General features: G+C 36.4%; 39 protein-coding genes and 1 tRNA gene. 1 reads left to right on the top strand and 39 read right to left on the bottom strand.

Annotated features, from left to right (window positions below):
• The 38 genes from KE503_RS08345 to KE503_RS08165 all read right to left on the bottom strand — a co-directional run.
• A partial coding sequence (locus tag KE503_RS08345) for a hypothetical protein (RefSeq protein ID WP_212384989.1) occupies positions 1-409 on the bottom strand: 409 nt, incomplete at its 3' end.
• 12 nt (positions 410-421) lie between these two features.
• Entirely contained in the window at positions 422-1,030 is a 609-nt protein-coding gene (locus KE503_RS08340) for a phage baseplate protein (RefSeq protein ID WP_212384988.1), read from the bottom strand.
• 1 nt (position 1,031) lies between these two features.
• Complete coding sequence (locus tag KE503_RS08335) at positions 1,032-2,717, bottom strand: hypothetical protein (RefSeq protein ID WP_212384987.1); 1,686 nt, start codon at positions 2,715-2,717, stop codon at positions 1,032-1,034.
• Positions 2,708-3,568 carry a hypothetical protein gene (locus KE503_RS08330; protein ID WP_212384986.1) on the bottom strand — a complete coding sequence of 287 codons (861 nt, stop codon included), beginning with the start codon at positions 3,566-3,568 and terminating at the stop codon, positions 2,708-2,710. The genes KE503_RS08335 and KE503_RS08330 overlap by 10 nt, the downstream gene beginning before the upstream one ends.
• Positions 3,568-6,288 (bottom strand): phage tail tape measure protein, encoded by a 2,721-nt coding sequence (locus tag KE503_RS08325; RefSeq protein WP_212384985.1) that lies wholly within the window; start codon positions 6,286-6,288, stop codon positions 3,568-3,570. The genes KE503_RS08330 and KE503_RS08325 overlap by 1 nt, the downstream gene beginning before the upstream one ends.
• A gap of 201 nt (positions 6,289-6,489) precedes the next feature.
• The gene (locus KE503_RS08320; RefSeq protein ID WP_212384984.1) at positions 6,490-6,819 is read right to left on the bottom strand and encodes a hypothetical protein; all 330 of its coding nucleotides are present in this window, start codon (positions 6,817-6,819) and stop codon (positions 6,490-6,492) included.
• A 1-nt stretch (position 6,820) separates the two neighbouring features.
• Positions 6,821-7,438: a hypothetical protein gene (locus tag KE503_RS08315; protein WP_212384983.1), complete on the bottom strand. Its 618-nt coding sequence runs from the start codon at positions 7,436-7,438 to the stop codon at positions 6,821-6,823.
• Positions 7,439-7,843 carry a hypothetical protein gene (locus KE503_RS08310; protein WP_212384982.1) on the bottom strand — a complete coding sequence of 135 codons (405 nt, stop codon included), beginning with the start codon at positions 7,841-7,843 and terminating at the stop codon, positions 7,439-7,441.
• Positions 7,824-8,222, bottom strand: coding sequence for a hypothetical protein (locus KE503_RS08305; protein ID WP_212384981.1), 399 nt, complete (start codon positions 8,220-8,222; stop codon positions 7,824-7,826). The genes KE503_RS08310 and KE503_RS08305 overlap by 20 nt, the downstream gene beginning before the upstream one ends.
• Positions 8,215-8,559: a hypothetical protein gene (locus tag KE503_RS08300; RefSeq protein ID WP_212384980.1), complete on the bottom strand. Its 345-nt coding sequence runs from the start codon at positions 8,557-8,559 to the stop codon at positions 8,215-8,217. The genes KE503_RS08305 and KE503_RS08300 overlap by 8 nt, the downstream gene beginning before the upstream one ends.
• On the bottom strand, positions 8,537-8,836 hold the full coding sequence (locus tag KE503_RS08295; RefSeq protein ID WP_212384979.1) for a hypothetical protein: 300 nt from the start codon (positions 8,834-8,836) through the stop codon (positions 8,537-8,539). The genes KE503_RS08300 and KE503_RS08295 overlap by 23 nt, the downstream gene beginning before the upstream one ends.
• 21 nt (positions 8,837-8,857) lie before the next feature.
• Positions 8,858-10,066 (bottom strand): phage major capsid protein, encoded by a 1,209-nt coding sequence (locus KE503_RS08290; protein ID WP_212384978.1) that lies wholly within the window; start codon positions 10,064-10,066, stop codon positions 8,858-8,860.
• A 13-nt stretch (positions 10,067-10,079) separates the two neighbouring features.
• A complete protein-coding gene (locus tag KE503_RS08285) occupies positions 10,080-10,916 on the bottom strand; it encodes a head maturation protease, ClpP-related (RefSeq protein WP_212384977.1) in 837 nt (278 codons plus the stop codon).
• Positions 10,906-12,066 (bottom strand): phage portal protein, encoded by a 1,161-nt coding sequence (locus KE503_RS08280; RefSeq protein WP_212384976.1) that lies wholly within the window; start codon positions 12,064-12,066, stop codon positions 10,906-10,908. The genes KE503_RS08285 and KE503_RS08280 overlap by 11 nt, the downstream gene beginning before the upstream one ends.
• A gap of 8 nt (positions 12,067-12,074) precedes the next feature.
• On the bottom strand, positions 12,075-13,745 hold the full coding sequence (locus KE503_RS08275; RefSeq protein WP_212384975.1) for a terminase TerL endonuclease subunit: 1,671 nt from the start codon (positions 13,743-13,745) through the stop codon (positions 12,075-12,077).
• The gene (locus KE503_RS08270) at positions 13,732-13,995 is read right to left on the bottom strand and encodes a hypothetical protein (RefSeq protein ID WP_212384974.1); all 264 of its coding nucleotides are present in this window, start codon (positions 13,993-13,995) and stop codon (positions 13,732-13,734) included. The genes KE503_RS08275 and KE503_RS08270 overlap by 14 nt, the downstream gene beginning before the upstream one ends.
• 141 nt (positions 13,996-14,136) lie before the next feature.
• The gene (locus KE503_RS08265) at positions 14,137-14,493 is read right to left on the bottom strand and encodes an HNH endonuclease (protein WP_212384973.1); all 357 of its coding nucleotides are present in this window, start codon (positions 14,491-14,493) and stop codon (positions 14,137-14,139) included.
• 58 nt (positions 14,494-14,551) lie between these two features.
• Positions 14,552-14,749: a chemotaxis protein gene (locus KE503_RS08260; protein WP_212384972.1), complete on the bottom strand. Its 198-nt coding sequence runs from the start codon at positions 14,747-14,749 to the stop codon at positions 14,552-14,554.
• Positions 14,739-14,876 (bottom strand): hypothetical protein, encoded by a 138-nt coding sequence (locus tag KE503_RS08255; protein ID WP_212384971.1) that lies wholly within the window; start codon positions 14,874-14,876, stop codon positions 14,739-14,741. The genes KE503_RS08260 and KE503_RS08255 overlap by 11 nt, the downstream gene beginning before the upstream one ends.
• A 304-nt stretch (positions 14,877-15,180) precedes the next feature.
• A tRNA-Ile gene (locus KE503_RS08250) sits at positions 15,181-15,254 on the bottom strand.
• Positions 15,255-15,409: 155 nt separating this feature from the next.
• The gene (locus tag KE503_RS08245; protein WP_330621951.1) at positions 15,410-15,865 is read right to left on the bottom strand and encodes a hypothetical protein; all 456 of its coding nucleotides are present in this window, start codon (positions 15,863-15,865) and stop codon (positions 15,410-15,412) included.
• 85 nt (positions 15,866-15,950) lie between these two features.
• Positions 15,951-16,178, bottom strand: coding sequence for a hypothetical protein (locus KE503_RS08240; protein WP_212384970.1), 228 nt, complete (start codon positions 16,176-16,178; stop codon positions 15,951-15,953).
• A gap of 15 nt (positions 16,179-16,193) precedes the next feature.
• The gene (locus tag KE503_RS08235; protein ID WP_212384969.1) at positions 16,194-16,601 is read right to left on the bottom strand and encodes a hypothetical protein; all 408 of its coding nucleotides are present in this window, start codon (positions 16,599-16,601) and stop codon (positions 16,194-16,196) included.
• Positions 16,585-16,788 carry a hypothetical protein gene (locus tag KE503_RS08230; RefSeq protein WP_212384968.1) on the bottom strand — a complete coding sequence of 68 codons (204 nt, stop codon included), beginning with the start codon at positions 16,786-16,788 and terminating at the stop codon, positions 16,585-16,587. Before KE503_RS08230 ends, KE503_RS08235 begins: the two co-directional genes overlap by 17 nt.
• A 13-nt stretch (positions 16,789-16,801) precedes the next feature.
• Positions 16,802-17,197, bottom strand: a complete 396-nt coding sequence (locus KE503_RS08225; RefSeq protein WP_212384967.1) for a transposase — start codon at positions 17,195-17,197, stop codon at positions 16,802-16,804.
• 332 nt (positions 17,198-17,529) lie between these two features.
• Positions 17,530-17,754, bottom strand: coding sequence for a hypothetical protein (locus KE503_RS08220; protein ID WP_212384966.1), 225 nt, complete (start codon positions 17,752-17,754; stop codon positions 17,530-17,532).
• Complete coding sequence (locus KE503_RS08215) at positions 17,751-17,909, bottom strand: hypothetical protein (RefSeq protein WP_212384965.1); 159 nt, start codon at positions 17,907-17,909, stop codon at positions 17,751-17,753. The genes KE503_RS08220 and KE503_RS08215 overlap by 4 nt, the downstream gene beginning before the upstream one ends.
• 4 nt (positions 17,910-17,913) lie before the next feature.
• Positions 17,914-19,083 carry a DUF3850 domain-containing protein gene (locus tag KE503_RS08210; RefSeq protein ID WP_212384964.1) on the bottom strand — a complete coding sequence of 390 codons (1,170 nt, stop codon included), beginning with the start codon at positions 19,081-19,083 and terminating at the stop codon, positions 17,914-17,916.
• Complete coding sequence (locus KE503_RS08205) at positions 19,083-20,867, bottom strand: PcfJ domain-containing protein (RefSeq protein WP_212384963.1); 1,785 nt, start codon at positions 20,865-20,867, stop codon at positions 19,083-19,085. Before KE503_RS08205 ends, KE503_RS08210 begins: the two co-directional genes overlap by 1 nt.
• Positions 20,864-21,319, bottom strand: a complete 456-nt coding sequence (locus tag KE503_RS08200) for a hypothetical protein (protein ID WP_212384962.1) — start codon at positions 21,317-21,319, stop codon at positions 20,864-20,866. Before KE503_RS08200 ends, KE503_RS08205 begins: the two co-directional genes overlap by 4 nt.
• A 12-nt stretch (positions 21,320-21,331) precedes the next feature.
• Complete coding sequence (locus KE503_RS08195) at positions 21,332-21,727, bottom strand: hypothetical protein (RefSeq protein ID WP_212384961.1); 396 nt, start codon at positions 21,725-21,727, stop codon at positions 21,332-21,334.
• Positions 21,709-22,152, bottom strand: coding sequence for an RNase H family protein (locus KE503_RS08190; RefSeq protein ID WP_212384960.1), 444 nt, complete (start codon positions 22,150-22,152; stop codon positions 21,709-21,711). The genes KE503_RS08195 and KE503_RS08190 overlap by 19 nt, the downstream gene beginning before the upstream one ends.
• Positions 22,149-22,871: a rolling circle replication-associated protein gene (locus KE503_RS08185; RefSeq protein WP_212384959.1), complete on the bottom strand. Its 723-nt coding sequence runs from the start codon at positions 22,869-22,871 to the stop codon at positions 22,149-22,151. The genes KE503_RS08190 and KE503_RS08185 overlap by 4 nt, the downstream gene beginning before the upstream one ends.
• 131 nt (positions 22,872-23,002) lie before the next feature.
• Complete coding sequence (locus tag KE503_RS08180) at positions 23,003-23,188, bottom strand: hypothetical protein (RefSeq protein ID WP_212384958.1); 186 nt, start codon at positions 23,186-23,188, stop codon at positions 23,003-23,005.
• Entirely contained in the window at positions 23,157-23,489 is a 333-nt protein-coding gene (locus KE503_RS08175) for a hypothetical protein (protein ID WP_212384957.1), read from the bottom strand. Before KE503_RS08175 ends, KE503_RS08180 begins: the two co-directional genes overlap by 32 nt.
• Before the next feature lie 11 nt (positions 23,490-23,500).
• Entirely contained in the window at positions 23,501-23,626 is a 126-nt protein-coding gene (locus KE503_RS14705; protein WP_283093056.1) for a hypothetical protein, read from the bottom strand.
• A 3-nt stretch (positions 23,627-23,629) separates the two neighbouring features.
• On the bottom strand, positions 23,630-23,899 hold the full coding sequence (locus tag KE503_RS08170) for an excisionase family DNA-binding protein (RefSeq protein ID WP_212384956.1): 270 nt from the start codon (positions 23,897-23,899) through the stop codon (positions 23,630-23,632).
• Between the two features lie 185 nt (positions 23,900-24,084).
• On the bottom strand, positions 24,085-24,387 hold the full coding sequence (locus KE503_RS08165; protein WP_212384955.1) for a hypothetical protein: 303 nt from the start codon (positions 24,385-24,387) through the stop codon (positions 24,085-24,087).
• 96 nt (positions 24,388-24,483) lie between these two features.
• Between KE503_RS08165 and KE503_RS08160 the strand changes: the two genes are divergently transcribed.
• Entirely contained in the window at positions 24,484-25,014 is a 531-nt protein-coding gene (locus KE503_RS08160; protein WP_212384954.1) for a hypothetical protein, read from the top strand.
• 174 nt (positions 25,015-25,188) lie between these two features.
• Here the strand turns inward: KE503_RS08160 and KE503_RS14535 are convergent, their stop codons facing one another.
• On the bottom strand, positions 25,189-25,395 hold the full coding sequence (locus KE503_RS14535; protein ID WP_212384953.1) for a helix-turn-helix transcriptional regulator: 207 nt from the start codon (positions 25,393-25,395) through the stop codon (positions 25,189-25,191).
• Positions 25,396-25,703 lie beyond the last annotated feature (308 nt).

Below are 25,703 nucleotides of genomic sequence, written 5' to 3'. Positions count from 1 at the left end.
GACTGACTTTAAACGAAAAACCATCATTTATAAGCCTTGAATCGTTGGATGATATAACACCATATGATTCTTCATTAGTTCTTTTCCATTTCCACTGTATATAAGCGCTGTCGCCAAATACTTCTTTTAGTTTTTTCATATCTGTGATTCTCGTTTTTCCATGATAAATAACGACTGATAATATTGTTGAAACCGTATTGTTTTTAAATACGAACCCTTGTGACGATTCAACACACAGTATAGTTGAAATCTCATCTCTGACATTTTCTATATCCGTTTGAATATTTCCTATAGATGTATCTGTATAGCTATTTGCATCATCAACTGCATTTTGAGCTTCACTTTTTAACATCTCTAAAATATAAATGAGTCCATTATTATCAATATTATTGTATCTTGGATTTTTCACTATCCATCACCTCTATTCCATACGCTTAAACATATAGCACGTTATGTATGGCGGCATATTTTCAGCGTTTCCATTTCCATAACTTCCAGAAGTTCCACCTCCAGAAGAACTCTGCGTAATTGCATGATTATGTGTTGCTGTAATTGTGAATCCGTCGGTTGTCCCATCTGCACTATTTGATGCATAACCATGTTTTTCCTTGCTTTGTCTTACCTTGCACATTCCAGATGCTCCATATGCTGAACCTTTGGACTGTGAAGCGATGTTATACATACTTCCTGTCAATTCTTTGGTATTCACAGATATCGTGTGCTTATGATTTGGCGTACTGTGAGTATGTTTCTGCATGTATTTACTTCCGCCTGTTTTTTCAGCAATATCAAATTCTGTCTGTGTTGTATCCACACAAACAGGAACCCTTCCTGATCCCCATATCTGCCATCTGCCTCCGAATTTCTTTCCTGGATCTTCATTTACAGTTGACATATAGATACTTCCGACCGGATAACTTGCAAGAGCCATTTCATTACGCAATGCTATCAGTTCATCTTCAATCGACTGCATGATCTCTGCTGTTATAACTGTCTTTCCATCTTCATATGCATGCGGTGTAAAAGCCATTTTAATTCCCTCCTACTGTATATTCATATTCCTCCAAGCCGTCTTTTATCTTGAATATAATATTTGTGATCTCTTCGCATATTTCTATTCCACTCCTGTTATCTACGCAGCCAACAACATCTCCTATTCTGCAATCATAATCTGTGATCGTCATTTCTGCCTTCCTGCTTGGTGATTTTGTCTCCAGCTCCTGAAGTGCATTCTCTATCATTGCTGCATAATGATCCAGCACTTTCACATAATACTTTCCTTCTGTCCATGATGGCGCTGTATCCAAAATAAATTTACTGTAATACAGATTATTGCTCCACGCTGGTATTGATACCCTCTGTGAATACACATAATAATATTTATTTCTCTGCCATCCTGGCGTACATGTTTTCTTTACATTGGAATAATATTTTTTTGTTCTCCATTTGGGAGCTTTATTTTTCTTTTTTCCTATTCCTTGTACTGCTACATATTTTTTGTTACTGATGTAAAAATAATTTTTAAAGTTATCTGCCCAGTCTGTCGGTTGCATTGTTTGCAATTTATACAATGGCTTTTCAATACCATTTACTTGTTGGTATGTATAACCTGTTCCATCGCTGTTTTTCACACGCTCATAGTAAATTGAATAGTTCTTTTCCCAATCCCATGGTTTGCTTGTGAGTAATTTATATGAATTAATCGTGTCGGCTGATACGCTAGAATAAGAACCGCCGTCAACTGTCGATGATTTAATATAATAATTTGCATACCCTGTATTCCAATCTTTCGGTTTGCTTGTTAGTTTTGTATATACTTCTTGTTGCGTTGCTTCAACCTCTTTGTATGAGCTATCATCATTTGTATAATAATCCATATAGTTTGTAGTCCAATCTGCCGGCCTTTCCTTCGTCAGTACATAATTTTCTGTTACAGATACGTCGGAAGATAACACCATTGTGCGTTCATCCACTCCAAAGATCAGCTGTTTTGATTTATCCAATATATATTCACTATCTTGTACTGGAGATTCAGACCTTGAATATTCCTGAACTCCACCATTTTCATCTGTAAACAAATGAATTACATATCTGTCCCCAGAATCTTCGGTTGCCTTACAGATCATGTGATTATATCCTAACCCATCATCTGTAATTTTGAAGCTGTAGGTGTTATTTCCCTGATATTGAATCTCGTCACTGTAATCGTCTCGCAGATCAGCGCTAATATGTACTTTTCTGTCATTTTTCACAACAAACACCGGAACTGCATTTACTGACTTTAGCAGCTGCACAATCGCATCATAAACATTTGTATACGATACAATTTGGCATTCTGGGATATCTAATTCCGTCGGATCACAAACAAATAAATCTTCCGAATCTGTCTGTTTCAACATTTCGCCTATGATATCCCCAGCATTCCCAGCATATACGATGAGTTCTCTTTCTCCTTCCAGGATTTTCTTTGCAAGAAGTCCTCTTGTGTTTGTTCCTGAATAGGTTACAGTGTCTTCTTCTGAATCACTTGCAACAGATTCAACAATTCCCATGTACTCTGTTCCAATAGCATACCACATGGATCTTTTTTCCATTCCAGAACCACCAGTTTCTACAGTTAATTCAAAATCTTTATTGCCAGCACAGTCATAGTCTAACCCGACACAATCGATAATTCCAACATCAACAAAATCTTTATCTGTATAGTTCAACTCCATAATGGTTCGCCCCTTTCCTCATAGATCGTAAATTCAAGTGCTGTAGAATCACTCCATTCTACACTGTTGATTCCAGGGTTGATCTTTTTAAAAATATAATAATCTGGATTACGATATCCAAATACATTCCTCTCATTTCCAGAAGAATCATGTAGAATACACGTTTTTTTTATTGAATCAATTTCCAGATAACTTCCTTCTGGTATCTCTTCATCAATGTTATAAATATTCTCGCCGATCTTTAAGAACGGCCATTCTGATGGGCCATTAATCCTGACTTTAAAGTTGCATGGAATCATTAGCGGATTCTTTACATACGCTGCATCCATATCGCCCTCTTCACTATCAATGAGTGCTGTATGATTTAATACTGCTGATCCTGCCAGCATGTAACCAGTTACCGCATTCAACATAGAGATACTTCTATCAATTTTATAGTTTCTTTCTGCAATCCAGTTTGGATATTCTGTCACTATCTTAAATTTTCTGTCCGTCATATAAAATAAATCCTCATATTCTTCATACGAACTTGAGAAAAAGTAACACGATAAATAGGTGTCATTCACATATAGTCTTCCCGGCTGCATCTTGTGGACATCAAAAAACAAGATATCTTCTATGTCTCTGCATAACTGTGTAAATTCTGCTTTGCTGTCTGCCACTAATGAAACCGTTAATTCTTTTTCTTGTACTCCCTTATACATTTTTTTCACTTTACCGCCGAAAATCATGCTGGTAGCACTTGAGTACGACCATTCATTATCAAACAAGGTGTCTATATCTTGAATGGCTATCTTGTCACTTAAAAAATCTAATTTCTTTCCATCAGAATTTACATAATAAATATTCATTACTTAAGCTCCTTGATCAATCTTGCAATTTCTCTTTTATCTGCTTTCACAATAATATTCTGCCTTGCACATGCTTCTGCAATTTTATTCGCTAATGCATCAATATCAATCCATACAGCTGACATTACCGCATCTTTGATCATATTCATTAAAGTTTGAGTTCCGGCCACTACCTCACTTCCTGCTTCGCCAGCACCTAAAAATTGGCCTCCAGAAGCTCCAAAAATTGTAGGACTATTCAAGATAACAGGCTCGTTCATTGCTTTTGCATACCACTGTACCCCAAACCCTGTAGGGTAGGATATCGTTTTACCCAGTATCTTTTTAGATCCCATTTTTAGGCTGAAATGTGGGAGTTTAGGAAGTGTTGGTGTTGGAATCTTCAACTTCAATTTATCAAAGAAGCCTTTGATCGTTCTTATAATTTTTTCAACTGCATTTTTTGCAGTCTCTACTGGATGCGTGATTGCATATCTCACTCCATTAAAAATACTAGTTGCTTTTGATCTTATGTTGTTAAAGGTTGCAACTGTACTTGAAGCCATGGAATGAAATCCGCTTTTTGCATTACTCGCTGTATTTTGAACTGCTGTTGCAATTTTTGCTCTCGTTCCATTCCAAATCGTCGCCGCATTGGTTCTGATTCCTGTAAATATCGTAGAAACATTCGTTCTCATGGCTGTAAATTTTGTTCTTGCACCATTGGCTATATTCGTACATGTATTTCCAACCGAGCTTTTCAAATTATTCCACGATGTTGTAATGGAATTTTTAAGATTGCTCATAGTAGTCTTTATTTTATCCCAATTTTTAGCAAGTAGTGTTCCAGCTGCAACAATCGCTGTAATCGCAACAATCGCAATACCAATCGGCGAAGCTAAAGAAGCTATTGACGTAGCAAGTCCTACTGCCTTGATTGCCATCAATACACCCTTGAATGCCATGATCACAGGAATTGCCGCTGCACCTGCTGAAACCGCCACACCTAAAGCCGTAGCAACCGTTTTCACAGGCTGGGGCAATGATGAAAACACATTAGAAAGAGTCGTAACCCCACTTGCTACCGGAGGAAGTACTGTATTACCTATCTGGGCAAGCTGTTCCCCAAATGGTGCAAATGCATCCTTGACCTTTCGCACATTTCCCTCAAGCTGTTGCATCGGTGTAGTTGTCGTGTCATTCATTTTACTTGCTTTTCCAGAAACATTATCGTAAGCATTTCCTACCGATGTTAAAGAGCTTATAACCTTGATTCCTCCATCTTCTGCTAACGTTCCAAATGCGGTACTTGCAAGATTCATTTTTTCCTGCTGCGTTTTCGCTTTATTGATGTCATTGACGATTGAGTCGATCACATCTTTCTGGCTGCCTTTTCCGTTTTGCCATGCTTGGAATAATTCCTGTGTCTTTGTTGAATACTGGCCAATACTATCTCCTATTGTTCCATCTCCGAGCCTTGTTGTTACTTCATTAATCGCATCATTTACCTTGTCAAGATTGTATGCGCCTCCATCAAGACCATTTTGTAAAAGCTGAAAATACTCACCTGCAGAATAGCCAGCTTCTGCAAACTTTCCAGAATACTCTGATAGATTGTCTCCTAATTCATCTGTTTTATCTAAGCCGTTTTGTGTTCCAGCCACCAGATAATCCATAGCTGTTTGTGCATCCATTCCAAAATGCTGCATCAATGAATTAACACCTCGAAGGGATTCATTCATGTCGATTCCATATGAATCTTCTAATATCATTGCCTGCTGTGTGATATTACTTAACGTTGTATTATCAAGATCACCTAGCTGTTTTTTTACATTTAAAACTGCATTTCCGACAGACTCTATAGAATCTCCAAAGCCACTCTCATAAATTTCCTTGATCACGCTCGCTGATTGATCTGCTGCCTTTCCAGTTTCGTCAAAATAGGATGTAACTTTTGTTGTTGCGTTTTCAATATCTGCGTATGTTTCATAGGATGCGTTTCCAATTTCTTTAATCTTATCCGCTGCGCCTTCCAAAACATCCGCAGTATCCATCAATGCTCCTGATCCTGCTGCATCTGCAATAGATTGAAGATCATTTTTGGCATCATTTGCTCCGTCTCCAATATCTGATAATGCCTGTGATAATTCACCTGCTGCATTATCAGCCTCTTGCATCTTGTTTTTACTTTCCTGAAGCTGCTGTCCTACCTTAAGAAATTCATTTCTCATTTTTTCTGCTTCTGTTGATGTTTTCCCGTACTGTATGACAGCATTTTTATATTCAGCTTCAAGTCTTGATACCTCTTCTTCTTGCTTGCTGATGACGTCCTCTAACTGTCCCAATGCGCTGGAAGCCTGCATTGATGAATCCTGTTGTTTTTGAAGCGCATCATTCGTTTTATTGATATCGGCTTGAATGCCATTTTCAACATTTTTACATCTGCTAAGTGCTGCTTCTAAATTTTTTGCCTCATTCGAATTTTCTCCAAAAATATTTCTGGCAAGATCTAACTTCTGACTGGTTGCTTCTGTCTTTTGTTTCGCCAGTTCCATCTCCTGATTCAACATGGAAAGTCTCTGTTTCATTCCATTCTGACTTTCCCCATTTGCCTTCATTTCAGAACTGTTTTCTTTCAGCTGGGCACGTAATACTTTCAGGTTTTTCTCTGATTCTCTGATCTCATTATTAAATTCTGATGCATCTGCTGTAAATTTTACTTTTGCTTCATTTTTAGCCATTTTCCAATACCTTCTCTCTTACATACGTCTTCCAGCTTTCATAGGCTGCAATATTTTCCGCTAAAGAACGCAAAAAAGAAATATCAGAGTCCCAAAAGGTTGTCTCTGATATTCCCAACATGCGTACATAATATGTAAAATAATCCTCAATCTCATTGAGTTGAAATTTAGGAAGTTTTATCTTACTATTGCTTGATTTGGTCAGCCTTCTAAAGGCTTCTGCAAAATCTCTTTTTTTTTCGGCTGAAGTCTTATAACGATGTCTGATAATTCTTCTCGGTTCACTGGGAGAATTTCAAGAAAATCTTCAAATGGCATACATTCCTGGTCAATGTTTCCACATTTATAAGCCGCATATAACATCATTGCGACTTCCATTTCATCCTGTGCACCTTTGTTTGAAATTTTCATATATTCATCGTATGTTTTTTTATCTTTGTTTCTTAACAGATATAAATTTTTAAAATTTAATGTCATTTTTACAATGCTTCCGTCCATCATTTCAGCATCAATGATCGTATTTACTGCCATCTTACTCTCCTCCCTCTACTGGATCTGTAGCCTCATCTTCACTTGCTGGTTCCGTTGCAGCTACTAAAGATGAATCAAATTTCTTCATCCAGTCTTGCTTCATCTTCTCATCCGTATCTTCCTGAATGATCAACTGATACATACCAATTCCTGTTGAATCTGGGTCTACAGATACTGTCAATTCAACTTCCGCGATCTCTTCTGCATTGGTTTCTACTTTTCGGCTGATTCCCTCTTTTACGGTACAACATGGATATGCCTTTAATTTTACATTTCCATCTTCATCCTCTACTTTTTCTGTCATACAGAACTGCTCATGCACTGATAACGTTCCATATGCCGTAACTCCATCTTTATATCCATCCACATACATACCAAACATCTGATCATAGACATCTTCTCTGATATGTGCTGTGATTTTGACTTCCCCTGCCCCTGTTGCCTTGGTTCTTGTCTTCCATGGCATATTTCTCTTATTCTTTGTAACTGTTCGAACTTCCATGGATTCCTCGGCAGTTCCAAGCGTGTCCATAATGACAGCTTCTGCCTCATCTCCAAAGCGGATACCCCACTCTGTGATGTCATATTCTGAAAAAATCTCACTATATTTTACTGACATTTATCTTCCTCCTTCGATTTGTTCTATTAGTTTCTCTGTTATCTCATCAACGATCTGTGTCTGACGGCTCTGGGCACCTCTTAGCATAAACTGTTGATTTCCCTGATGATGTTTTGTGTTGCTTCCATCGTCTGGAAAATAAAGATAATGATATGCTGGATTTGTTTTCACTGTTACGCTTAAATTTCCATTTTCCTGTGTAAATGGCTGTGATGTACTTGCCGGACTCTTCTTTCCACTCCAGTTTCTTCCTGAACTAGGTAAAATCCTCTGAATCCCTTCTTTGATCAGTTCTGATCCGGATTCATGTAATACTTCATTGATTGCCTGTTCTGGATCTGATGCACGCACCATAAGCTCGGTCAGATCATCTAATTCCTTATAATCAATTTCTGTTCTTGCCAATTGCATCACCTCTGAAAATAGCTTTTGTAAGCATTATCGTGGCAATTTCTACAACTACATCTGTATTTCCTTTCCTTGCATAACTAAAAGAGATATCGTCATTTATTGCTAATTTGATTCCTTTGATTTCTAATACTTTTTGCATTACTTTGTAAATATATCCTTCCGGTATAAAGTCCTCGTGGATAATATGTACTGCGTAATACTCGTTGAAATCTCCTTTTGCCTTTCCGGTGGTCTTTACGTTTACCCTGTTAAATACAAAATAGTTCCATTTCTTTGTACTGCCTTGAGGAAGCAATCCATAAGCAACATCTTCCATTGGAACATCTTCGTATCTTCGAAGTTCTTCCAGCTTTTCTCGTATCTCATTAAGCAATATCACACACCTCCTCCAGATACAGATACATTTCCTGATTAGCTCTGTCATAATCAATATTGATCACACTATAAAGTTTATCATTTACGATCACTTGATGTTTGTTTTCAATATGCTGATACAATGGACAGCAAACTTTTAAAGATAATGTCTTATCCCTTGCTTCTGCCCATTCCATATCTTCCATCCGTTTTGATCGTTCCTCGTAAGCAAGCTTCACAATAAACTCCATGTCGTCCATCGTCTTCGAGCTTACCACTGCACCAAAATCATTATTCTTTCTTTTGACCTGATAAGCACTTAAATATCCATCATTATACAGTTTGTTCTTTTGCATATTTCACCTCATACTTTAATCGAAGCTGTAAGATATCGTTCAAATATCTCATATCAAAATCTTCTACGCAATTATTCCTGGCATATCTGCAATAATTCAAGAACAAACGTCTTTCCTGTCCTGGTGCCAGATAATCAGCATCAGCCTCTTTTACTCCCAGTTTATAGTTCATTGTGGGAATAGCATCGGCCACCAATGTTTCTATCTCCTTATCTGTATCAGGATCACTCCAAGTGATCTTTAATTCATTTTTTACGAGCTTTATTAGTTCTTCCATGCAATTCCCACCTTTTTTTGATTATTCAGTCTTTACTGCTGCCTGTGTTGCTGCAGCTGTAACCTGTTTTGATAATACTGTGATATATGCCGGATCTAAGTTGCTAATATCCAGTAATACCGCTACTGTATTATCATAAGCTCTACCCATTCCATACATCTTGATCTTGAACACTCTCTTGTCCTCTAAGAACTTAAATTCATCAGAAAACTCGATCACACCTTCTTTTGCTCCACCGATTCCCATGAAATATTCTTCTGGAAGGCAAAGAATGGCCTCTCCCTCGCTCAATTCATTGGATACCTCAACATCTGTTGGGAATGGGAATAAATTTGTTGCATATGTTCCTGATGCCGTTAATACTGTTGTTGCTGGCATTACCTTTGTAAGATAATCCGTCATGTTAGTAATCATCAGTACCTTATCAAATTTTCTGGAATGTCCTTTTTCACTTTTTACTAACTTTGCAACCAGTTTTCCATACTCTTCTGGAAGAAAAGAAGTTACGTTGATCTTTTCTTTTCTTGGATAGCCGTCACTTGATGAAATAGATACTCCCTCGTGGACATCTCTGTCTAATCCAACCGGACAATTCTTACCGTTTCCGCTTACTACCGCCTGTTCAAGTGCACATAACAATGAATCTTTTAAGAATGTTCTTAAGTAGTTGTCTAAGAATGTTGGTCCAAGATCCAGCATATCTTTTTCAATCATTGTATACGCTGTCAATTTGCACTGATTTACTTCGATCACTTTAAATCCTGATGAGATTTCCTGTGTGATCTCGCTGTTAATCTCACCCCATACTGCATTTTTCTTTGAGTGATCATTCAAAATCCATCTTGTGAGATATGCAACATTCTGAAAATTAATTCTGTTTAATAATGGATGCTCATCTACCAGATCACGATAAACATCCTCAATAATCGTTACTGGCATAATATCACCGTTTAACAGATTTTTTAATTCCTGCATCGGATGTTCTTTTTTTCCTGCTTCGATCATTTTTTCATAATATCTTGTTTCTTCTGATGTCAGCTGGCGGTAACCTCTCTGCGCAAGAATCACTTTGTTTCCATCAGCTTCTACATAGTCCTGTTTTACACACTCAACAACCGATTCATGAAAATCATTCCATGCCTGTTTGATTGCTTTTTCATCGCCTTTTTTCATTGCATCTGATAATGCTGCAAGTGCTTCCTGTTTATTTCTCTGTGTAATTGATAACATTATTTCTTTCCTCCTATAAATCTGTTAATGCATTAAAAAAAGATCGGAACATCTGCATATTCTGATCTTTACCTTCGTCTGAATCATCTTCACTCTCTTTTTCTGGATCTTCTTCCGGATCATCCGGCTCTGGATCTTTTTCTGAATCATCCTGTTCTGGATCTTCTTTTGTTTTATCGTCCTTATGCGAATTATTTAATTCTTCATTATCTTCCTCCTTATTTTCGTTATTCTCCAGAGCTTTCGCAAGGATCATTTTTTGCAAGGTCTTTTTTGCACTCTGACTTGCTTTATCACTCTTTTTATCCCCAATGATCGTTGTTGCAAAACCATACTCTAATGCTTCTTCTGGTGAAAGGAATGTTTCTGCATCTAGTAAAGCTTTTAGCTCTTCTTCACTGATGTTAATATGTTCCATATATGCTTTTACAGATAAATTTGAAATTTTATCCAGATCATCGGCTTCTTTCCTTAACTGATCAGCATTACCACTTGTATAGGTCCATGCATTATGAATCATAAGTAATGATGCATTATTCATGATTCTTTCATCTCCTGCCATAAAAATGACAGATGCAATAGAACAAGCCATGCCATCACAGACTGTTTTAACTGCTGCCTTGTGACGTTTCAAAGAATTGTAAATTGCAATCCCTTCTGCAACCTCTCCGCCATAACTGTTTAGGTAGACATTGATCTGTTCCACATCCAACCCTTCAATTTCTTTTGACAGATTGTAGGCTGACACATCTTTCTCTGTCCATGGATAAGATGTAATGTCTCCATAGATATTTATATTTGCAGCCTTTTGATCTTCATCTACATACAATGCATAATATTTATTTTTCATTTGTTCCCTCCTCATTAATCGCTTTCATTGCATCTTCAATCTTTGTGTAATTCTTTGTCATCCAATGCTGCCTTGACCATTTAGTATTTAAAGGCTCTCTCCCTATTTCCTCTCGAATCTCATCAATGCACAGGTTTCCACTCGCAAGCAACTTGTCCATTGCATTTGACAGATCGAAAATATCTCTATGTATGATCTTTCCTGTATCTACACGATAATACTCTCCTGATTTCCAATTACGAACACCAGCTCTCTTATTCAGTACTTCCTGGATCATATCTGCAACAGGATCTACACTAAATGTCAGAAATACTTTCATGATCTCATTCATATTTGTAATATTCCCTGTCATTAATGTCATTGGAATATGCAGCGCATTTGCTACCATCTCGAACATATCTTTTCTAAGATTGATCATCTCTGCCGATGATGCTGTTCCTGATGACTGCTCATCTTTTTCCAATACGCGGCCTACAAATTCTGGATAAACTGCATTTTCTGATGATATGTATGTTTCTATCTGCTTTTGTAGATAATTTGTAAATTCCTTTTGAAATTCTTCATCTCCAGCCTGAACATTATCAATTTTCAGCTTATATTTCACGCCATTGGCGCGTTTAAAAGCATTCGCAGCACTTTTTAACAGCTTTCCATATTCTTCTCCAATACCTGCCATCAAAGAATTGATTCCTGCATCATGCCATTTGAAATGATATAAATTTTTCGCTTCATAGTTTCCCGGAAACGTAAATTCATTAATACTTATATTGGAATAGACATCTCCATTGATAGAATCCTGTTTTGCAAGCGGGCAACTATCTACACAATAAAGATTCCCTTTGTGCTCAACAACATAAGCTCCTTCGTTCTGTCTGATTGCCTTATTGATCACATCATGCCAAAATTCACTAGAACTCTGATTTGGATTCGGCGATATATTTAAAACATAATAATCATCTTCCTGTACCTCTTTGCCATTTACAAAAGTTTTAATCTCACTTTTTGCAACTGCATTCGATATCAACGTGATTCCTGTGTAAAGTGCCAGCTCTTTATAATACAATTCCGGCGATACACTTATCGTTACTGTATCAGGACCAGTGATCTGTTTCGTAGGAAACCACTTTCCTAAAAAATCTGTAAAACTCATTTTCCCTCCTAAATATTAAAAACCATCGTAGGTATCTTCGGCGGTTTCACTTTCTCTTTTATCTCATCTTTTATCGTAGCTGCTGCCACAAATGCCATAAATCCATCTGTTTTTCTGTAGTGTTCTTCCTGCTTTCCATACTCATAATTGATTCCTTTACTTACTTTTTTGGCATTGTTTGTATACCATCTCATGATCGGACAGTCTCCAAACACTATCTTATGATTTATGAACATTGAATTTATTAATACAGATACTTCCTGAATATTACTTGGTCTTACAGGAAACACATTTTTCTTTTGATATGCTTCAAATCCTATCTCGCTTAATGCTTTATTCATGTATGCATATCTATATTTATCAATTGCAATCTTCTTTATCCTGCACTTATATTTTTTCTGAATAGCTTCAAACCAATCGGCCACATAAGAGGCTGGAATTTCCACATCATCAACATAGATCACATCTCCATCTGTTGCCCATTGATCTATCGGAGTTCTTTCCTTGATTCCTCTAAGATCTTTTGACCTTGTGCATACAAACGTCTGCTGAATCCAGTAATATTTATCCCGAATCTTAAATAATAAACCACATGAAGTAAAATCGTCAGAAGATGAATAATCCACTCCTCCAACACATTCCAAACCTGTTAGATCTGGAATCTCCTGATTCGTTGCTTTGATATCTTCCCATGAAGCCACTTCAATATCTCTGTTCCCTATTGGAAAATTACAACGTTTTGCCATGTATTCCATGTAATATTCTGGTTTAAACGGCATATCAGAAATCTCTTTCATGATCGTTCGTTTTAAACTAGGCATATAATTGATACTTGGATTGGCTTTGACCATTTTATTTATGTCATTCCACTCTTCTTCCTTTTCAATCTTGCACCAAAATACCAATGTTTGATTGTCTGGGTTATATTTCTCTAAGATCAACCTGTTCTGGTCTTTCTCTGCATCCAAAACTCCGCCTCTGATATGTCCATCTGTTGTGATCGTGATAATTCTTCCATCTTTTGTCTTACCAAGACCAGATTGCAATGTATTAATATTTTGTGTATCAACATATTCATGTTTTTCGTCAAAAATAAGACAACCTGAACGTTTTGAATCTTTTCCTCGTTTGGATGAAGTATTAAATACTAGAATGCTTTTTGTTATTTTCCCTTTGATTTCCTCTTTTGTAGCGTAATAATTTGATTTCAAAGCCCTGCGATATTTCTTTTCAGGGTTTTCAGTTACGATTTCATAAACATCCTTAAAACTTCTTTTGGCCTGATTCTCTGAATTAGCCAAAATATCAATATCATAGTGAGGAATCCCATGAGCTGGAGACAAAAAATAAAAGCAAAGAAATGAAATAAATCCATTTTTCCCTGCTCCTCTTCCAATGATGATCCTTATTTCTGTAAAATAAATGTCATCTGTTTCTTTATATCTGACTCCTACGATCAACGTAAACAAAAATATTTCCCACTCCATCAGATCATATGGAAAATACTTTTGTAATTCCAAGCCTTTTTCTACTCTTGCTTCATCAATATAAACATCTTCTCTCTCTAAAACTGGTATGACATTGTTGAAGATCATTTCTTCCTGTTCCTGGCAATGCTCAACCTTGTTTTCAATTATCATTGACATATAAGGGTCTAAATATTTACTATAGCTCTTCAAAGATATCATCCTTATCAATTTCCACTGGACGAAGTCCAAGGAAATCGAGTATACTCCTCATTTCTTTTGTGATCTGCCTCTTTTCTTTTGACAAATCAATCTTAAAACCCTTCTTTAATTTGCCATTTATTTCCCCTAAACTGTCATAATAACCCATGTATTCATCTACCTGGTCTAAAAGATATTTTTCTGATATTCCTCGATCCTGCAAAGCCTTGATAATTGTAGCTTTTGTCTCCCTTTTTAACATTTCTTCTTTGCTTGGACGAGCCACAATTATCACCCACTTTCGCTACTTTTTTCGAATTTTTGATTTTTCTCTGGATGCCTGCCCATCCCCCGTTGTACAGCCCTTCCCAAAATTTTAGGGGTTAGGGGGGGTGTGGGGGTACTACCATCGTTCTTCTGTGATCGGTTTCGGCTTCGGTTTATACTTCATGCGACCATGCACCTTATCGTGGCAGTCGTGGCACAAAGGAATCAGATTCTTATACTCAATCCCTTTGTATTTGTATGTCTTACTCAATGCCAACCATGGATATTTTTTTACATGCTGCACATGATGTACTGTCTCTGCCTTTGTTACCTTTCCTGACTCTCTGCACATAGCACATTCATAATTGTTTTCTTTTAATACTTCTTCTTTTAAATGTCTCCATTCTTTTGATTTATAGAAACTGTATAATCTATTTTCTTTTATCAGTCTCTCAATCCAATTTGTTAATTCTTCTCTTGTAATCTTGTTCACCTTCCTTTTGGATACAAGAAAAGCACATCAGATATATTCCAATGTGCTTTTCTTTCTTTTAATTTTCTTCTACCTTTTCAATGAATTCATTCATCATCTTTGTCAACTGTCCAGCTTGACTTACTCCAGCTTTCTTACACGCTTCTGCAAATGCTTCCACTGTGTCTTTCTTAAGCTTGTAACTCTTTGCTACATATCCTGCTTTCTTATTCCACTTTGCACTTGCTTTTGTCTGTGCGTTTGCTTTACTTTCCATGTTTTACCAACCTCACAATCTTTGGAACTACATCGATTAATTCAAGGATTGATGCAAATAACAACGTTAGTGTTGTGTAGATGCTTCTCTCTCCGAACTGCAACATGACTGCAAAGAGTAATACCATGTCGTAAAAAGTTATCTTCTTCATTTCTTTTTTAAGCTAATGTGTGTTATACTATTGTTACAAAGGATCGGGAGATTTCTCTCCCTTTCCTCTGTTGTTTTAACTAATAGGGCTTTATTAGTTAAGAGCTTGTATAAGTTGAGCTATCGCACTTAACAGTAACGCAACTGCTGTTATTGCTTTGATGATCAACTTTGCAAGCTTTTTCTTTTGTTTTTTCTTCATTAGCTTTCCTCCTTTCATACTTATATTATACTATAGTGTGTACACTATGTCAATACTTTTCTGAAAGAAGTTTTTTAAATGGATCTCAAGGGGTTCGAACCCTTGACCGATCGGTTATGAGTCGATTGCTCTGACCAACTGAGCTAGAGATCCATGATTTTAATCATAAAAAGACTCGGGGTCCGAAGATCACCCGAGTTCGTTCAATGAAAATATATGAGAAAAAGAACACCCTATGAAGAATCACTTCATCTAATCGTTCTAGCTTATATATTACACTATTTTTTGCGAACGTGACCGAACATTTTCTAATTTTCTTGAAAAAATCTTGCATTTCTCATTCTACAGCTGTCTTCTGTATAAGCTATTTTTCTTTTGGGATGCAGCTGGTTCATCTTATGTGCTACCTGCAGCCACGTCATACCATCAATGTAATAAAATCTAAACATCATTCTTAATTCACTTTTCTTGATGCTGTTTATGTATTCTTCTGCTTGGTTCATAAGATTCAAAAGTTCATTTTCTTTTTCGAGCAGCATTGCTTTTCGCCTGTTGAGCAATAATCTCTTTCGGCTAAGTTCTGGCATCGGCATTCCTTCCACCACAAAATGTTGTATTCCGCCCATTCCTCCCGATACCGTATCTTTTACAGTTCCTTCTTCTCCAATCTTCCAGATCTGCTTTTCAGTCTCTGTGATTCTTCTCCTTAAATCTTTAATTTCTTCTTTCATGTCACAATATTGGATCAGTACGTTCTTGTCCACGTTCTCCCCTCCTGTTATCTGCTGCCTTGTTTCTTTTATCGGCACAAATGCCCATGCAATTTTTCTGCACAGGCTTTGCGTTGATTTACCATACTTTTCTACCACTCTTTTGTTTCATTAAATTTCTCTTATAAAATTTCCCTCTTGTGGTAGATGAATAGTATTTATCTCTATCTTCTTTCTTTTTCTGTCTGATTGCCTGCATGCTTAACTTCCAGGCAACAAATTGTGTACACTTTCTTCTACACTCTATCCGCTTTTCTCTTTGTTCTTCTGAATCACATTTAAAACATGGACAGTCTTCATATCCCATTATGTATCATTCCTTTCATTTAATAATAATTGGCTTTATATCTACAACGTCATAAAAATTAGGTTTTGCTCCAATCTCTTTGATATAGTCTTCTACTAGATTCGTTAATTTTTCCTCGTATTTATCATATATTTCTTGTCTTTCTTCTATATCCCTTACAGACAGATCCCAGTCTTCTGCATTATCTCCATAGTCAGAATACATTGCATCTTGTACATCTTCTAACACTCTGTCAAGAAACACTCCGCAACTAATATCTGGTTCCGTACATTTTCCGATGTAAATTGTCTGTCCAGGCTTAAATCCTTCTTTTTTAGCATCCTCAACACATTCTTCAATTGAATCAAATGTTCCTTTATAGTCTTCTGAAAAAATTCTATCTCTTTCCCATGCATATAAAACTTCTTTATCTGAATCTATCATGTTCTTCTTCCTTTTCTACTTTTTTAGTTTTAAATATTTCGATTGCCAGTACACTATTTTCTGGTCCATCTTCCACATATTCTATATTTACATCTAGTCCTTTTTCTGCAAGATACTCCGGAATTCCGAAGCTTACTCCGTGCGTATACATGTGAATCTTTCCTATTCTATCTCTAATTGTTCCCATTATTTTCTTTCTCCTATTCATATCTTCCTGCACTTGATCCGTATCGATGCCATGTTATTGCTTTGGAAACTTTTTTCCTCTGTAAAGTTTCTCTTTCAACTTCATCGATCACTTCATATCGGTATTTATTATCCCAGTATTCTATTAGTTGTCGGCTGATTCCTGTTTCTCTTGCCATCGCCTCACAGGTAATCCCATCATAGATCATATTTTTTACTATACTTTTTTTGTATTCTTCACTGTATTTTTTGCGATCTACTTTAGGTACTTCTTCATCCTTATATTGTTTAATCCATCTTTTCAATGTTTCTACACTAATATCCACTTTATCTGCAAACTCTTTTCGTGACGTTTCTGATGCTATAAGGACTCTTACCATCCCTCGTTTAAATTCCTCTGTATACTTCATTTTCCTTTTTCAGACAGCTTAGTTCTCTATCCGATTAACATTTTATCTTTGATCACTGTTCCCTTATTTTTTGCCCGATCGTATAAATTGTTATGATTCTTTTTTGTTTGTGATTTGCAATACTAAATCTAGATAAATCGATGAAATTTTTATCTGGAAAAATCTGAAAAAATATGTTTACATCCTGTTTCCTTAGTTAATAGTTACTTTAAGAATCCGGCCAGGTAGAGAACTAAGCTGTCTGTCTCCTTTCTGCCTGCTGCCGTGGCAACAGGCTTATGATTTGTTTCTTATGCGTTTTTGTTGTTGGTTACTGTGGTATATAAATCAGCTTAACTGATTGTGCACTTATTTTTATCTTTTATGACTCCCGTCATTTGATCCGTTAACGTTGTTTTAAATGCCAGATTATAGCATTGTTCTAATTCTTTATCTGTCATTTCTTTAAATGGTTTTTGAGTTAAATCACACATTGGATAACATTCGCAATTTTCCTCTGTACATCTTTGTCTTGAACAATAGTGTAGTAAGCTTTCTGTCATTTCTAATCCATTCATGCCTTATTACCTTCTTTCTCGCACCAGATACAGTTTTTATCACATTTCTTCCGTATTATAAATTTTTGAAATTTATCCGGGCACAACTTCATTTCTTTGATCTTCTTGCCTGTGATTTCACATACATAACCTTCAAATTCTTTCTTGTTTAACATTCTCTTACCTCTCAATATCTGTCAGTGCTAATATACAATAACCTTCTTTTAATCCTGCGAATCCTTCCAGGATATAGATAATTTCTTTTTCAAGGATTCTGCCTGTTGGTTCTCCATTATCCATTTCTCTATATTCGATCACATCCCCAAGCTGATATTCTCTATCATTCTTCTGTAGATCAAAAGGCTTTCTGCCTGTTTGCATGTCGTTGAAGAACATCTTAGCCAATTTGAGTTTATGCCTGTGATCATCTGCAACTGTTTCCGGAACTTCTACTTTGTTTGTCTGTTCGATTTTTACTTTCAAATCATCTGGTAAATATTCTGGAAAATCTTTTTCAATGCTTGTTTGGCCAACAACTTGTTCTTCTTGTTGCGATGTCGCAACTGGCTTAGATTCTGCTTTTGCCGGCTTTTTCGGTTCTTGCTTCTTTTCAACTTTTTTTGTTTCTTCTTCCTCTATCTCTCCGTATGCAGCTTTCCATGGATCTTCCGCCCCTAAGTCAAATGCCCGATCATACTCGCTTAGAATCTCACTCCATGTTAATTCCTGCACTCCTGAAACTCCCATGGTGCGGACTGTGATCTTTTCATCTTCGAACTTGATCGCCATAACTCCTTTTTTCATTAGTCTGTATCCTTCTGGGATAACTGCAGCTTTGATATCATCGATGCATTTTGCGTTAGCAATCTCGATCAATTCTTTTCTTCGGTCTGGTGATGCATATTCTTTTCTTAGGACCTCTTGAAATTTTGTTAATGTTTGATTGTCATCTGCTGCCTTTTCCATTCGCTTAATCTCTCGAATATCTTTTATGCTTGTCTGATCCGTTACAAGTACATAATCCTCTGGATCCATCGTTAACATTTCGGACAGTCTGCTTTTTCCAAGTCCAATAAATTCCTCTCTAAGTTCCAGACTGTTACCACCAACGCTGTACTTATCATTGATCGCCATAAATCTGCTTGTTGGAGATTTGGTTAATCCTAGCTCTTTTTCTGCAAATTCAAAGATAGTATTATATCCATCTTGTCTATATGCCTCCGTGTCTCTAATCTGCTTTAGTCTGTAGCCGATCGCTACGAAACTCTCTGCCAGGTGATTGAGTCGTCTTTTGATGTCTTCTTTGATGCTTATATACTCATTTAATGTGATCTGGTGATATTCTTCCATTATGCTACCCTCTTCCTTGCTCTTCTCTCAATTACTCTCTTGAATCCTTTTACAAATTGGTGTATTTCTTCTGGCACTGGATTATTATGTCTGTTGTTATATGCTCCGCGGTATTGCACAATCTCCATATTTTTAACTTCCATTGTGTAATACGATTGATCCTCTTCTCCTTTCTTTCGGATAAACAGGATATCTGTTTCGCCTTTCATAACACTTTTTACATATGTTCCTACACAATGATGTAAATTCTTTCCTTCATCTACGATCGCCTTCAGATTTTCAGGAACTATGATCTTATATTTTTTCGTTTCATAGTTGTACAATTCCTTCATTCCGGGAATACGTTTCTTGTACTGCTGCTCTTTTTCGTTATCATGCTTTACTTTGAGCATTTCTGCTAAATCATCGTGCTTGTCTTCAAGTTCCCTTGGAAATAACACCGCTTTATCTTTCATGTTATAATCTAATTCGTCAGCCATTCTTAGATAATCCCACCACGTCCCTGCATCGTGTCCTTTTTGGGTATAATGAGCTATTTTAGTGATCGTTGTATATAGCTTGAGTCCTTCGATATAATTTCCTGCATTGGACAGAGCAATAATCTCATCATTTGACAGTTTCCCATATGGATCATTTCGCATTACTCTGATTTCATTTATCCCCAAATCGTAATCTCTTGCTTTTCTCATGTTAGGCTTTGTAAGTCCTAAAACCTCATGTAATTTTGTTCCTTTGTATAAATATCCTTCATGCCACCATGCCTGCCGTGTTAATTTTCTCATGTTTGCCTTGATCAAAAGTTCCATTTCTGGATTCTTTCTATAATTTTCAATGATCTCTTTGTATCTTTCTCTTCTTCCTTTCCAGGATGCTACAATGTCAATTCCACTGTATTCTAAGCACGTTCCTTTAATCACCTGTTTTATATTTCGGGTGTAAATTCTTGCTTCTCCATGTTGCACTCCGTAATTTGCATCATACCACTTGTGACTTATATAGTTCATATTGTTATATAACTCATATTCTTCTTCAATAAACCATATGTAATAATCTATAGTCTTTGTTTTTTCTTGATTTTCTGCATATGATCCTTTTATTACTATGCTTTCGATCGCTGCAATTCCAAACTTTGTTTTTTGGAATCTTACAACCCTCATTCTTTCTTCAATCTTTGGCTGTCTGCCTGCTGCCTTGAACACAATCTTCTTTTTGCAATTTGGACAAGTACCTTTCATGTTATGTGTTATTTTTATCTTTTTTCGGTCAAATTTTGCAGTTTGTCCACAATGTCCACAGTACCCTGTTGAATATTTATAAAACAAATATGACTCCATTTGATTCGATGCCCATAAACTCATTTGATCCGTATATGGTCTGATTTCTGCAAGATGTTCTTTTATTTTCTCATTCCTCTTTTGCTCACGTCTTTCTGCTTTCTTTTCACAAATTCGATCTTGATAATGTTCAATCTGCTGTCCTGGATCTCTTATACATTCCCATTCTGGTTTTGTTTTCTCATAAAACTCTGCCAGTTCTTTGCGTTCTTTTGTGCTTAATTCAAGACTTGCTCTGAATACGTTATTGGACGCCCAGCTATTTAATTTCTTTTTATTCCATCCAGTTCCTTCAACATAATTTGCAAACTCGTTTTCTCTTAAACAAATTCTGACATTGATGTTATTTGTTTTTCTGTCGATCAGCTTTCCATCGATCATAAAGCAATCATCTAATCTGTGAATTTTCTCTTTCCCAAATGGAATCTTTTCTATCGCTTTCTTTTTCATGCTCTGGCACCTTCTTTGTAGTATTCATTCGTAGCCTCAATTACTTCATTGCCTGTCAACACTACACAGTCAGTTGGACTATTTTTTCTTTTATCAGCCTTATTCCGTAGCATTTCATAAGCACTTGCCAGCCTCTTTTCCTTCTTCCTGATGCAAATCGCCAGTTCCTCATCTTTTTCTGCACCTACTTTCAGGAAATTTGTCATAACTTTCAAATACTCTTTATGTCCTGTTGCTTCTTTCAGTTCCATATCGAGTTTTCCAACTGCTGCCATGAATGTATCTGTGATAAAATCAATCTCTCCATCCCAAAACATCTCCGCCAATTCAGCATCTATGCCGTTTTCAGCACATAGCTTGTCCAGATTTTCTCTTTCTCCTTCTTCCTTCAGACTTCTTGCAACTGCATTGATTTCCTCTGCTGTTTCCATTTCTCCAAACATGTCAAACATCTTTAACACCTCCTAATACAATTTACCGCCCATGATCGCTCGTACTGCATCTTCAATCTCATACTTTCCGCCATAGCTTTTTGCACTTTCCAGACGTTTATGTAATTTTCTCTCACTTCTTCGGTTCATCGGGCAGCATAAATGCACGATCTCATCCGCTGTCTTTCTTTCTGTTCCTAATTCGGCAAATAGTGCGTTCTGGACACTTTGTTTTAAAAATACATCTGTTTCTCTGCACATATGCGGACCTCTCCGCCCTTTATGTAGTCCTGTTGGGAGTTCAATGATGTTATAATAAAAATCACAACCGCCTTGACTTCTAAATACGATATGATGTTTCTCCATGATCCCAACTTTCTCATCGTCTGTGAATCCATTCAAAAATGCTTCTAATTCGTGAATTTCCATAAATTATCCTCCAGTTCTTCTTTGCATGCATAATGGTCTAATAGATCGCTGTCTGCTGTGACATGGTTTGTCTTTTTAAAGATATAAATCTCTTTCCACAGGTCCGCATTTGCAATTTCTTTTCCTGCTTTTGTTTTCCACTCATGTTCTGCGTAAACTCTTGCAGCTTTTAGCATCCGTTCAAAGTAGTCTGAATCCGCATGTATTCTTATTTCGTAAGGTTGATTCAACTTAATTCTCCGTAGTGCTTTCACTGCTGCTTCGATCGTGATCCGGTTTATCGTTGTCTCTTTGTCTGCTCCTGTAACATCCAGTGTGTGTACTTCTCCGTTTTTCGTTACAAACTCCAACACAGATTTATAAACTGCCGGACCTTTTCCACGGCTGTGGGATAGCGTGTATATGTAAATATCTATCTGTTTCATTCTTTCCTCCACCTGTTGCGTATCTTAACCTGGATATATCTAAGAAACTGATATCCATCGTCTGTGAATCCAGAATATACGCTCTGTTGATCAATGTAGTATCCTTTTTGTGCCTTTGGTTTTCTTTTGAAAAATTTTCGTTCAAGGATGATTCTTCTTTTCGGCACTGGAATCCGCAGATTCTTTGATGGTGAGTATCGTCTTGGCAATTTCTCGCCTTTTTCTGTTACTTCTTTGATCAAATAACTGGCAAGTTTTCCATATTGCCCGGTATCATCTAATAAACTTACGTATACAGATCCATACGGCCAACATTCCCTTAGTGTTCTGCTGTCTATGGAATTGATCACCAAATGGTGATGTCTAGCTCCTCTTTTCCCGATCTCGAACACATGAACAAATTTCAACTCTTTATCCTGTTTACGAAATTCTGTTCGTAGCTTTCTTAAGAATTTTGCTTTATCTTCTTTCATCTGCTCATAATCTGGTTTTGTGCCTGCATAAGATAAACGGATATGCATGTCCCCACCTGTGAAATTTTCATTCAACAGCCATCTAAGTTTATCTGTTGCTTTTCTGACATTGATCTTTTTCTGTGATTCTTTTGTCTCTTTCTTTTTCTTTTCTCTCTTGCATCCTTTGGGGTGTATCCTGTGACTGTAATGTCTTTGGATCTCTATTGTTCTTCCTGCCTTTACTGTTACTTCTACATATGGCATTTCATTCTCCTTTTTTGTCTTAAACTTAATACCTTTAGCAAGTCTAAACAGCGGTATTTCAACCGCTATTTTTCTTGCTTTCTTTTGGAGAACTTGCTATAATATAAATGTGCAGTTTTTGCACTAAGAACTTACTTTTGCCGGTGGGTTCTTTTTTTCTGCTCTTTTATAAGTTTTTCAAGTTCTTCTGGTTCTTCGCAGATATCTTCATACCTGCCTAACTTGTTTACCACATCCCCGATCGCACAATTATTATCTTGTCTAATCAGGGATGCTCTGTATGTATTACTTGCGTGGTTCTTCATTGTCAGTCTCATTGATCTCTTCCTCTTGGATTTCAAACTCTATCTTGCTTGCGATCGCTGTCGCGACACTTATTGTAGTTTTCCATTTGCCATCTAGTTGTTTTTCTAATCCATTTGCCAAAACTCGCAATGCAGCAATCACATATGGTTGTGTATTTTTTGTGATCGGCTGTATGCCATTTACGATTTCTTTCATAATTGTATCTAACACTTTTCTTGTAGCCTGAATTCCTTCTTCATGCTGTCCGCACATCAGAAAAAGATTTGCTTCCAAGATCTCTTTTTCGCAATTGAGTAAAAACTCATCTCTCATCTTCTTACCTCCTACTTTATCGTTAACTTATCCAGTACATACTCCATTACTCTCTGCCCAATCTTCGTTTTTGATGCGATCGCGCATACAATCATACTTACTGCTACATATAAACCAAGCACTGCTGCCGTTGCCATGTCTCACGCTCCTTTAAATACAATATCTTTCCAGGACTGTTCTGCCCCTTCTTTTTCCTCGAACTGACTCATTGGGATCCTGATCAGTTTTCCCATTCGTAAAGCCTGGATCTCTCCGCTTTTTACCATTTTTGTTACAAAGGACTTTGAACAGCTCATTTTCTCGGCAAACTGTGCCGGCGATAAATACTGCTCATTTTTCTTCTGCTTTTTTAACTCTCTGATCTCTCTTTCAAGTTGCTCAACTCTTTGTTCTAAATACATTCCTTGCATCTTTTTCCCTCCTTAATCCAGATGCCTTAGTTTCCTGCCCGATTGTTATTTCACGACTTAATAAGAGGATTTTTCGCATATTGTAGGGTTTCTTTTTTTCTTTTCAGGTATTGGGTAGATACCTGATCGGACAGGAAACTAAGGCATCTGTTCTTTTTATATTTGCAGAAGCGGTAATTTTTTTCTTATTTCTTGATTTTTAATCCTTTCTTTTCTTCCTCGATCTTCTTTTTGAGAATCCCGGCTATCATTCCGGCATATAGTCCAAGTTTTCCCCATGTTGCTTTCCATTCCAGTTCCCTGATTTTATTTTCTAAATCTCTGTATGTCTCACATTCCTTTTTTGCTTCTTCGAGATATTTATCAAGTACTTGATCAATTTCTGCCATTAAGTTCGTTTCCTGGCATTCAATTTTCTCCTCTCGGATTTTATCTTTCATTTTCTGTCTATTGGTTGATTTTCTTCCTTCCATATTTCCACCTCTCATCACTTTTTCACTCCTTCTTGTAAATTTGTCATCTCTTTCATATAATCTATTTACAGGGCACTGCCATGTCCGAGTATTAATGAAAGGAGTTTTTTGATGAAATATTTTTTACTATTCTTTCTTGCTATGTACATGTACTTTGTTCTAAAGAATTTCTATACCATCTGGAAAATTCGTAAGTTAATAAATGTACTAAGCGACTATTTAAACTCCGCTACATTGAGTAATAGTTGTCTTGGTAAATGCTTAATTACAAAGGAAAATTATCAGCAATGCTTAAAAGAAGTTCTTTTTTATTATCCAGTGATTGCAAAATTTCAAACATGTTCTGATTTTCTTGGTTATGGCATACCAGAAACAGAAAATTATATAGCCGCATATCGTCTTTATAACAACTTGATGATGCGTGATAATTCTATTGTTCATGCATTTACTGAATCACTAAACCCCATTTATACGCTAAAACGAATCTTTCATTTTCCTTCTTCTTTTATTTCTTGGATGGGTTTTAAACCATCTATCATCTTTTCAAGATTGTTTAATGCGTTTTCTTGGATAGTGACTTACCTACTTGGTGTATATTCTCAAGAAATAAAATATTTGATTTCTACTTTGATTCATAAATAGCTTTTACACACAGAAAAGCTAACATAAATACTACTGTTTTATCTTTCTTTGTTAGAATTTCTGTAAAACTCAAAAGATAATTTATGAATCGTGTTAAAAATAGTGTGATAATTAATATTGCACTATTTTTTTTCATGTTCTTACCTCCTGGTTATTGTTTAGTTAACTTAAAGTTTACTTTTTAGGCAAAAAAATATTGTCTTTCGGAATCTGATAAATTCTCGAAAGCATTTCCATTTCTGGGATTCTCGGTGTGATTTTTCCTTTTTCCCAATTCACAATCGTATTTTTTGAAACGTGCATTTTCTTTGCAATTTCTTCCTGTGTCATTCCTGCGTTCACTCTCGCAGCTGCAAGAGTGATTTGTAGTCTATCTGTCACGTCGTTTTACCTTCCTTTCTTCCCCGTCAAGCCGATAGGACAGCCATATACTTATTTATCCTGTTTCTTCTTTAAAATAAGTGCAATAATGACGATATTCAGCACGATCTGAATAATATCTAATACAATTGACATACTTCCACCGCCTTTCTGCTATTTTTATATTGACAATGAGCTTTTCAAAAGAGTATTCTTATCATACAGAAGCAATCTTGAAACGTCCTTTTTTACTCGTTTCCTTGTTACAACTGCTTCTGTACGATAATTTCAATCTTAGTCAAGTATATTGCTGATTAAATCAACTAATG

This window comes from Anaerostipes sp. Marseille-Q3525 (assembly GCF_018223505.1).
GTDB lineage: Bacteria > Bacillota > Clostridia > Lachnospirales > Lachnospiraceae > Anaerostipes > Anaerostipes amylophilus.
This window is presented reverse-complemented; position numbering and strand designations above follow the sequence as displayed.

Coding starts and splice junctions, on each gene's coding strand:
- KE503_RS08320 (WP_212384984.1), bottom strand. CDS start 6,819: ATGGCAGTAAATACGATCATTGATGCTGAAATGATGGACGGAAGCATT.
- KE503_RS08180 (WP_212384958.1), bottom strand. CDS start 23,188: ATGAGACTGACAATGAAGAACCACGCAAGTAATACATACAGAGCATCC.
- KE503_RS08215 (WP_212384965.1), bottom strand. CDS start 17,909: ATGTTAAACAAGAAAGAATTTGAAGGTTATGTATGTGAAATCACAGGC.
- KE503_RS08260 (WP_212384972.1), bottom strand. CDS start 14,749: ATGGAAAGTAAAGCAAACGCACAGACAAAAGCAAGTGCAAAGTGGAAT.
- KE503_RS08280 (WP_212384976.1), bottom strand. CDS start 12,066: ATGAGTTTTACAGATTTTTTAGGAAAGTGGTTTCCTACGAAACAGATC.
- KE503_RS08165 (WP_212384955.1), bottom strand. CDS start 24,387: ATGAGAGGTGGAAATATGGAAGGAAGAAAATCAACCAATAGACAGAAA.
- KE503_RS14705 (WP_283093056.1), bottom strand. CDS start 23,626: ATGGCAACGGCAGCAGTGCTTGGTTTATATGTAGCAGTAAGTATGATT.
- KE503_RS08315 (WP_212384983.1), bottom strand. CDS start 7,438: ATGTCAGTAAAATATAGTGAGATTTTTTCAGAATATGACATCACAGAG.
- KE503_RS08160 (WP_212384954.1), top strand. CDS start 24,484: ATGAAATATTTTTTACTATTCTTTCTTGCTATGTACATGTACTTTGTT.
- KE503_RS08235 (WP_212384969.1), bottom strand. CDS start 16,601: ATGATAGATTCAGATAAAGAAGTTTTATATGCATGGGAAAGAGATAGA.
- KE503_RS08300 (WP_212384980.1), bottom strand. CDS start 8,559: ATGCAAAAGAACAAACTGTATAATGATGGATATTTAAGTGCTTATCAG.
- KE503_RS08295 (WP_212384979.1), bottom strand. CDS start 8,836: ATGGAAGAACTAATAAAGCTCGTAAAAAATGAATTAAAGATCACTTGG.
- KE503_RS08185 (WP_212384959.1), bottom strand. CDS start 22,871: ATGCCATATGTAGAAGTAACAGTAAAGGCAGGAAGAACAATAGAGATC.
- KE503_RS08225 (WP_212384967.1), bottom strand. CDS start 17,197: ATGAAGTATACAGAGGAATTTAAACGAGGGATGGTAAGAGTCCTTATA.
- KE503_RS08200 (WP_212384962.1), bottom strand. CDS start 21,319: ATGTTTGACATGTTTGGAGAAATGGAAACAGCAGAGGAAATCAATGCA.
- KE503_RS08240 (WP_212384970.1), bottom strand. CDS start 16,178: ATGGGATATGAAGACTGTCCATGTTTTAAATGTGATTCAGAAGAACAA.
- KE503_RS08335 (WP_212384987.1), bottom strand. CDS start 2,717: ATGGAGTTGAACTATACAGATAAAGATTTTGTTGATGTTGGAATTATC.
- KE503_RS08205 (WP_212384963.1), bottom strand. CDS start 20,867: ATGAAAAAGAAAGCGATAGAAAAGATTCCATTTGGGAAAGAGAAAATT.
- KE503_RS08330 (WP_212384986.1), bottom strand. CDS start 3,568: ATGAATATTTATTATGTAAATTCTGATGGAAAGAAATTAGATTTTTTA.
- KE503_RS08290 (WP_212384978.1), bottom strand. CDS start 10,066: ATGTTATCAATTACACAGAGAAATAAACAGGAAGCACTTGCAGCATTA.
- KE503_RS08255 (WP_212384971.1), bottom strand. CDS start 14,876: ATGGTATTACTCTTTGCAGTCATGTTGCAGTTCGGAGAGAGAAGCATC.
- KE503_RS08230 (WP_212384968.1), bottom strand. CDS start 16,788: ATGGGAACAATTAGAGATAGAATAGGAAAGATTCACATGTATACGCAC.
- KE503_RS08175 (WP_212384957.1), bottom strand. CDS start 23,489: ATGAGAGATGAGTTTTTACTCAATTGCGAAAAAGAGATCTTGGAAGCA.
- KE503_RS08195 (WP_212384961.1), bottom strand. CDS start 21,727: ATGGAAATTCACGAATTAGAAGCATTTTTGAATGGATTCACAGACGAT.
- KE503_RS08270 (WP_212384974.1), bottom strand. CDS start 13,995: ATGTTAAAAAGGGAGACAAAAGCTACAATTATCAAGGCTTTGCAGGAT.
- KE503_RS08340 (WP_212384988.1), bottom strand. CDS start 1,030: ATGGCTTTTACACCGCATGCATATGAAGATGGAAAGACAGTTATAACA.
- KE503_RS08220 (WP_212384966.1), bottom strand. CDS start 17,754: ATGAATGGATTAGAAATGACAGAAAGCTTACTACACTATTGTTCAAGA.
- KE503_RS08170 (WP_212384956.1), bottom strand. CDS start 23,899: ATGCAAGGAATGTATTTAGAACAAAGAGTTGAGCAACTTGAAAGAGAG.
- KE503_RS08325 (WP_212384985.1), bottom strand. CDS start 6,288: ATGGCTAAAAATGAAGCAAAAGTAAAATTTACAGCAGATGCATCAGAA.
- KE503_RS08210 (WP_212384964.1), bottom strand. CDS start 19,083: ATGGAAGAATATCACCAGATCACATTAAATGAGTATATAAGCATCAAA.
- KE503_RS08190 (WP_212384960.1), bottom strand. CDS start 22,152: ATGAAACAGATAGATATTTACATATACACGCTATCCCACAGCCGTGGA.
- KE503_RS08285 (WP_212384977.1), bottom strand. CDS start 10,916: ATGAAAAATAAATATTATGCATTGTATGTAGATGAAGATCAAAAGGCT.